We start from the raw sequence: 7,219 nt of genomic DNA on the forward strand, positions 1-7,219 counted from the left end.
CTCAATTGTCATATATGCATGGTTACGACCACCACGTATTTCTTGAAGGAGAGAATCGCGTCCGAACTCCTCATATTTTTTTACAGTTGGCCAAATCGTTGTTTGATTACAGTCTAAAAGCTCTATAATCTCTTTATAAGATTTACCCATCAGACGAAATAGAACGATTTGAAGGCGTTTATGATATTTAGCTGTACTAGAGTCTTTTAAAAGTGTTTTGATAGCTTGGATTTCTTCTTTAGTTGATTTCATATTACTATTATATAATGCTTTTTGATTTTAGTCTAGTCTAACAATTCATACCTTTGTATCTCTTTTGTTGTTTCTTCTTTTTTATCATTATCAACCCCAACAGTCACAAAGTTTACTCCAATAAATATAACCATGTAAAACAATACCAAGGCAAAGCCCAAACCCTTTAATAACTTCATTTTCTTTTCTCTACTTTCTTTTTTTGTGTTAGTCTTTTTAGTTTATCTTAATTATATATACTCTTAAAACCCTAGGGGTAAAAATCCCCCCTTACAATCCTACCATTTCATCAAGCCAGCTAGAGAAATTGGCTTCCTTTGTATCTTCATCATTCCATTCAAAATCTTCCAAGTATGTTCTATTAGTGATTAGTTTGACACATTTGTTTTGGTATTGGGGATCTAAATAGAATAGGGGGTCTCTTCACTATACAAGTTAGCGAGGACCCGAACTCTTTTCCTATACTCTACTCGTTTTATTGGACCACTTTTTGAGACAATTCTAGTGTATATGTTTTATACAATTGATGGCAAGTTTGATTCTCTCCTATTTTAATCAAGGAAACACAAGGTAAGACAAGTCCTGACCAGATAGACTCTAGTATTTCCTCACGATTTGAATGTTCTTCTAACTTGGCAACAATCTGAGGAGCCATCTTATAGTAGGATTCAATTTCCTCCTGACCACCATCTTTAAAAGCTAGATAAGAATCCCTGAATTTTCGCAAAGTCATCAATTCATCACAGTCATCTGCCAATCCCTTGTAAGTTACAGCTGCTTCTGTCAAATAACAACCTCTTTGTTCAATCTGATAGTAAGCATCTGGTTCACCAAAAAATCCAGTTCTAGAGTGCACATATCTCTCTGCATCACTCCTACGTTGAAAAACAGCTACTTCTCTTCCCTTACGATATACAATAAATTCCATTTCTTTTACCTCCCTATCTTACAATATTTAATAATTCCTCATAACTTGAAACCACATCATAGATGTGCTGATCATTAATCAATCCAGCTTGAGCTAACGCTTTAAAATGAGCACGCGCACAGGAAATTTTTGCTTGCTCAGCTTGTTTTAATTGAAGACTAGACATAGATCCTTTCGTTTCTGCAACAAAATAGATATGTTTGACACTACCTTCACGGAAGGCGATTGCCCAGTCAGGGTTATAGTTCCCAAGCGGAGTCGCAATACTGAACTTCCCTGGTAGCTTCACATAAACACGAACATCCTCGTATTGTTCCAACGATTCTTTAAAGGTCTTCTCCGTATTGGAATCAACTTTTACAAAATTGTAAATCCCTTTTTTGGATTCAAGTAAGTGATCATCTGATCTGTTAGCAGTTTCAGGATTGTCATAAAACAAGTCCATATCATACTCTTCATTTAACACATTATACTGGATATGCTTGATAATTTGACTTGCTTTTTGTTCATTAATGAGCTTTGAAACCTTAAGAATAAACTCTTCAGGATTTTGTTTAAACTTGTCAAATTGGTAGACATAGATTTTACTTAATATTTCCGCAACCAATTTACGAGTTAAACCAGTCTGTTCAGCAATTTCCCCTAGTAAATCATATTTGGTCATAATCTGCGAATCCGTTAGATATTCTTGCTGACGATCATTCTCAGCTACTGTGAGATGGAGACCTTCTTCCTTACTCATCTCAGTAGCGCTTGCTTGAGTTATATGAAAGCTTGGTTTGCTAACGACTAATTTCTCATTGATATAGTCAACCGAATGTTTTACTAATTCCGCATCATCAAACTCTACTTGATAACTCGTCTTACGATTGATTTGCTTCCAGAGATTTAAAAATTCTTTTCGGGCAATATTTTCTTGATTGACCTCATTTGAGAATTGAATTACCGCATTATTGGCATTTTCAATTTCATACTGTCCAGCATGATAAACGCTCTCCAATATCTCTACCAGCTTATCCTCATAACCTGCTAGTGTTTCAGACAGTTGTAACTGATGATTTTCTTTTGCAGTAAAATATTCTGTGGTTAATTGTCCTTCACGGTCTATATAGCCTTGTCGGATCAAATTAAAGTGAATCGAATCTGCTTGTTCCTTGGTAATACGTCTTGTTTGTCCTTCTTGATTCGTTAGAACTTTATTCGTAAAGAGAGCAACATCCACTTTTGCAGGACGATCTGCTAAAAGTTCTTTGATTTCTTCTTGTAGACTCCGAGCAAATTGATCATAACTTTCATTTGCAATTACTGTCAGTTTATTGATTTCATGAACGTCAGTTCCTAAAAGTTCAAAATCCTGACGAATTCCGTTTTGGTCAACTGCCAAACGCATACCACGACCGATTTCTTGACGTTTACGGGTTTCTGCTGAAGATTGCTTCAGCGTACAGATTTGAAAGACATTAGGATTATCCCATCCCTCTTTTAGAGCTGAGTGAGAAAATAGGAAACGAACTGGCTCTTCAAAGCTCAACAAACGCTCCTTGTCCTTCATAATCAAGTCATAGGCATCGGTGTCATTTGAAAGATTACTTTTCTTTTCACTGGCAGATTTATAATCTACGAAAATGGTCTTATCTGACTTCTTCACTTTATCTACCGAAAAGTAACCAGCATGAACTGAATTTCCCTCAAGATTAGCCTCCAAATACCTACGATAAGGAGTTGGTTCCTGTGTTCGGATAAACTGGTTTACTTGATTTCGATATTCTTCTTCAAAAATCTGAGCGTATTCTCCATTATAGGCATCATTATGTTCATCATATTGCTTATACTTGGCCACTTCATCGATGAAAAATAGGGATAATACTTTAATTCTTCGATTGTACAGTTTACTTTCTTTTTCGAGATGACTTTTTATAGTCTCTCGGATTTGAATTCTTCTGATGCTCGACTCATCCACTTCCCCTATCACTTCACCAACATGAAGTTCTTGCGTCACACCAACTTGAAGTTTGTTCTCTCTTGCATCAAAGTGACTAAGGGTCATTCCTTTATAAGCAGATAAATTCCCTGATTCAGCGTACAAATCAAAGGGTTCTTCCACTACCTTCAATTTCCTTTTGACACCTGACTGCGTTTTTACTTCAAACTCAATTTTTGCTTTGGGTGCTCCTGCTTTTTGTGGAATGATTTCTTGTAGATAAAGATAGCCTTGTGTCCCAGTCGTACCAGTTTGTTCAATAGCCTTAACCGCAAGCTTCTTCACTAATTTTTGATTGTAAGCATCCATGGCATCCAATCTATAAACCATATCATGTTTTTCTTTATGGGTAGCCGAATAACGTAGCGTAAACAATGGCTTGAAATCTTTTAGTCTTTCCTTGGTTTGTTTCCCTTCAACAGACTGAGGTTCATCAATAATCATAATCGGATTCATAGCTGCCAAGACATCAATTGGACGGCGCCAACGGAAACTTTCCTGTTCAGAATGAATCCGTCGCGCATCTTTGCCTTTTGCATTAAAGGCTTGAGAGTTGATGACCATAATTTGAAGGTCTGACGAATTGGCAAAACTATCCAAATCACCTAAACGTGAAGAATCGTAGACAAAATAGCGTGGTTGTTTGCCATACTCCATCTGAAAGTGGCTTGACATGATCTGTAGAGATTTGAGAACTCCTTCACGAATGGCTACACTTGGAACGACAATGACAAATTTAAGCCAGCCATAGCGTTTATTCAACTCCATAATTGTACGGATATAAGTGTAGGTCTTCCCTGTTCCCGTCTCCATCTCTATTGAAAAATTGTAAGCTTCTCGTCCAGCTATCATATCAATAGAAAGTTTATCAGAAGGACGTAAACCATAACGAGTTTGCATAGTATGAACATTTTCTCGTACACTTGCTTGACTCAATTGAATCGGCGCATTTCGATAAGCATCTAAAACCAAATCTACCTCATCTGACTTGAGACGACCTGGATCCGCCATATACTGAACTCCAGTATGTTTGGCTTGCCCTTGAAATAAATCTGCAATGACACTAACCGCATCCAACTGAAATTGTTGTTTTTTAAATTGTAGTTTCATAATTTATTTTCTTAAATTCTTATCTTTTTAGAGTAATTATATATAATTAACACTTTGTTAACTGTTTACAAATATCACAAAATTTCAATATTATATACCTTTGATATCTACTATTTGTTCTATTACTAATAATATTAGCTACCATGTTGATGGTCTATGAGAAATAGCATACTCTATCAATTCCTCCATGTTACTTTCAATATCTTCATAAACATACTTTGAAGTAGAGAATGGAGATTTATAACAACGGATATAACTGGATAACGATCTGCCAGTTCGTGAAAATTTAAAATCGTCAAATGGATTTCGTCCTTGATTATTTTGATTTCCAAATATATCCTTTAAATTATGAATATATATCCCTACGATTCCTTTATCCAGCTCAATTGCTTTTTTAATCTCATAGTTAATCCATTTACGTCCAGCGGTGTTCTCACCAATCAAAACAACCACACATGAACGCTTTGCCATTTGTTTATCTATCCATAATTCTATCATTGCATCAGATTTTAATTTTACTTCTTCCCATTCATTATCTGAAAAAGTAGATTCACCTGATACTCTCCCCATATTTCTAACTTGTGATGCTCGCCAGTTATCATTACTATAGTGAAAGCTAAAAAATACTTGTCTCTTCATACTTTCCTCACTTATCTAAAAACAATTAAAAGAATCAATGTAGCAATAACTATTAAACCATAGGTATACTTTAAAATGGGACGAAATAGAGCTATCAGAAAATCCCCCTCTTCTTGTTTTGGAGTCATTCTAAAATCTGTTTCTATATCACTTAATCTTACCTCATCGTATAAACGTCTAAATTGTCGTTCTAACGACAAATAATAAGCATCATGAAACCAGAATAAGATAGTCACACAAAAATTTAAAAGAAGTATATACCACATACTGGTATTACTAAACCAAAATGCGAACAAGGCACCTATGGAAGTAAACGACCATCCTTTAATGACAAAAGAATTATTACCCATCCGTTCAATAATAGCTTGTATCATCTCTAAATGTTTTACATTGTATTCACTCATAGCCTACACCACCTTCACTTTTGTATGAGGTGACAATTCTTTGAAGATTTCACTTACGTTAATCTTATCTGCTGAATTGGCAAATGAGCTATCTCGGAAAACAGCACGGAGTGGTTGTGCTTGAGCGATATGACGGATGACTTCTTCTGATATTTCATCTTCAAAACAAGCCATGAGTGATCCTTGATCTACATCATAGACTTCCGCTCCTGCTACTTTCTCCAGATCAATAGCTAGTGACAATTCCATTCCCCATGTCAGCATAACTTGGAAAAGTAAGTCGAGGCCAGTACGTCCTTCCTTGATATTGGATACACTATCAAAAAGTTCTCCTTGGATAAATTGATCTGGTCGAGCTGAAACATCTTTGAAATTAGAAGAATCTAGTTTGTAAGCCTTAAATCCAAAGTCTTGCTTGCCAACCAACTCAGGATGCTCCTCCTGAATCTTTGCAGCAGCACGACGAATCCTCTCACGAGAAATCTGGTCAATGGTTTCATAACCTGCTTCTTTAGCAGCAGACTTATCAGCTACTTCCTCATCCAACGTACACAAGATAAACTTACGATTTCCACCATCTTCAGCATTCAGCTGCATGACTGCGTCTGCAGTAGTACCAGAGCCACCGAAAAAATCTAATACAATAGAATCTTTCTTACTTCCAATCTTCAAAATTTTTCTTAATAACTTAGTTCCCTTAGGGTCATTAAACATTCCCTTCTTAATTAATAATGCTAATTCTTCATTGTTACCATGTGAATGTCCCACTTCTTCATAATTCCAAAGGGTTCCAACTGTTACACCATCTCTAACCTCTGATAAAAATGTTTTTTTATCTACTCCTCCATTCTTATTAAAATAAAGTCTATTATCATTGTATAAATCTTCTAATTTGCTTTTGGAATATCGAGGATAGGTTCCTTGTGGAGAAGTCCATTCGATTCCGTTAGGAAATCTAATAGTATAAATACTTGATAAGCTACCACTCCTAGCATGAATCGGGGTGGATTTCCACGGACCTCTTGGGTCATCATCCCTGTTTTTATAACTTTTATTTTGTTTTTCAGTACGTGGTAATAAATTTAATTGTCCAAAATTTCTATTTTTTGAGTAAATTAATATACTCTCGTGTTGGTACGAAATATCAGTATCATTTGAAACTGTGTATTTATTATTCCAAATTACACCTGCTTTAAAATTCTCTTCCCCAAATATCTCATCACAGATAGCTTTAAGATTCGCTTGCTCATTATCATCAATAGAGATAAAGATAACACCTGAATCTTTGAGGAGATTTCTTGCTAAGCGCAGGCGTGGATACATCATATTGAGCCAGTCTGAGTGGTAACGGGCCGAAGTCTTTTCGTTTTTTGTAAGCCCAACTACCTGGCGTCCTTCTTCATCCAAAAGTTCCATCTCTTCCTTCAACTCTTCGTCTGTTTTTTGGAACTTATCAGAATATACAAAGTCTTTTCCTGTATTATAGGGTGGATCGATATAAATCATATCGATTTTTCCTAGATAGGATTCTTGTAAAATTTTTAAGACTTCTAAATTATCTCCAGTAATAAAGACATTTTCACTGTTTTCAAAGTCAACACTTTCATCAAGATCTGGTCTTAAGGTTTTGGTAGTTGGTCGTCCAGCTTCTGCAATAGCTTCACGCTTTCCAACCCAAGTAAACTCATAGGATTCTCGACCATCCACAATTTCCTCTGATAAAAACTGTTTAAGCTTCTCAAAGTCAATCGCAGAACGTAATCTGCCGTATTCATCCCTCTTTTCCGTCAGAACTTCAGGAAAAAGTTGACCAATTTTTGAAATATTATCTGTAAAAACATCTTTTGAAGTGAGAGTTAATTTCTCAAGTCCAGAGTTTTCACCTGTGTGCTGTGCTGTGCTGTG

Annotated in this window: 7 protein-coding genes; all 7 read right to left on the reverse strand. The window is 35.8% G+C overall.

The features are described from left to right. Positions 1-252, reverse strand: a 252-nt coding sequence (locus tag HT723_RS00005) for a helix-turn-helix domain-containing protein (protein ID WP_172934395.1), incomplete at its 3' end; no start/stop codon positions are given. A 32-nt stretch (positions 253-284) separates the two neighbouring features. After that, on the reverse strand, positions 285-431 hold the full coding sequence (locus tag HT723_RS00010) for a hypothetical protein (RefSeq protein WP_000770987.1): 147 nt from the start codon (positions 429-431) through the stop codon (positions 285-287). A 296-nt stretch (positions 432-727) separates the two neighbouring features. Beyond that, positions 728-1,180 (reverse strand): CFI-box-CTERM domain-containing protein, encoded by a 453-nt coding sequence (locus HT723_RS00015; RefSeq protein WP_050223616.1) that lies wholly within the window; start codon positions 1,178-1,180, stop codon positions 728-730. Positions 1,181-1,193: 13 nt separating this feature from the next. Further along, on the reverse strand, positions 1,194-4,271 hold the full coding sequence (locus HT723_RS00020) for a DEAD/DEAH box helicase family protein (protein WP_172934396.1): 3,078 nt from the start codon (positions 4,269-4,271) through the stop codon (positions 1,194-1,196). Positions 4,272-4,409: 138 nt separating this feature from the next. After that, positions 4,410-4,910 carry a TIR domain-containing protein gene (locus HT723_RS00025; RefSeq protein ID WP_050208486.1) on the reverse strand — a complete coding sequence of 167 codons (501 nt, stop codon included), beginning with the start codon at positions 4,908-4,910 and terminating at the stop codon, positions 4,410-4,412. A gap of 11 nt (positions 4,911-4,921) precedes the next feature. Further along, the gene (locus HT723_RS00030) at positions 4,922-5,314 is read right to left on the reverse strand and encodes a hypothetical protein (RefSeq protein ID WP_049534409.1); all 393 of its coding nucleotides are present in this window, start codon (positions 5,312-5,314) and stop codon (positions 4,922-4,924) included. A gap of 3 nt (positions 5,315-5,317) precedes the next feature. Continuing rightward, complete coding sequence (locus HT723_RS00035) at positions 5,318-7,021, reverse strand: site-specific DNA-methyltransferase (RefSeq protein WP_050208484.1); 1,704 nt, start codon at positions 7,019-7,021, stop codon at positions 5,318-5,320. Positions 7,022-7,219 lie beyond the last annotated feature (198 nt).

Origin of the sequence: Streptococcus sp. 2106, from assembly GCF_013277315.1 — a bacterium.
Taxonomy (GTDB): Bacteria; Bacillota; Bacilli; order Lactobacillales; family Streptococcaceae; genus Streptococcus; species Streptococcus pseudopneumoniae.

What these genes read in the sequence shown, in the direction of transcription:
- HT723_RS00025 (WP_050208486.1), bottom strand. Translation starts at nt 4,910, where the DNA reads ATGAAGAGACAAGTATTTTTTAGCTTTCACTATAGTAATGATAACTGG.
- HT723_RS00015 (WP_050223616.1), bottom strand. Translation starts at nt 1,180, where the DNA reads ATGGAATTTATTGTATATCGTAAGGGAAGAGAAGTAGCTGTTTTTCAA.
- HT723_RS00020 (WP_172934396.1), bottom strand. Translation starts at nt 4,271, where the DNA reads ATGAAACTACAATTTAAAAAACAACAATTTCAGTTGGATGCGGTTAGT.
- HT723_RS00010 (WP_000770987.1), bottom strand. Translation starts at nt 431, where the DNA reads ATGAAGTTATTAAAGGGTTTGGGCTTTGCCTTGGTATTGTTTTACATG.
- HT723_RS00030 (WP_049534409.1), bottom strand. Translation starts at nt 5,314, where the DNA reads ATGAGTGAATACAATGTAAAACATTTAGAGATGATACAAGCTATTATT.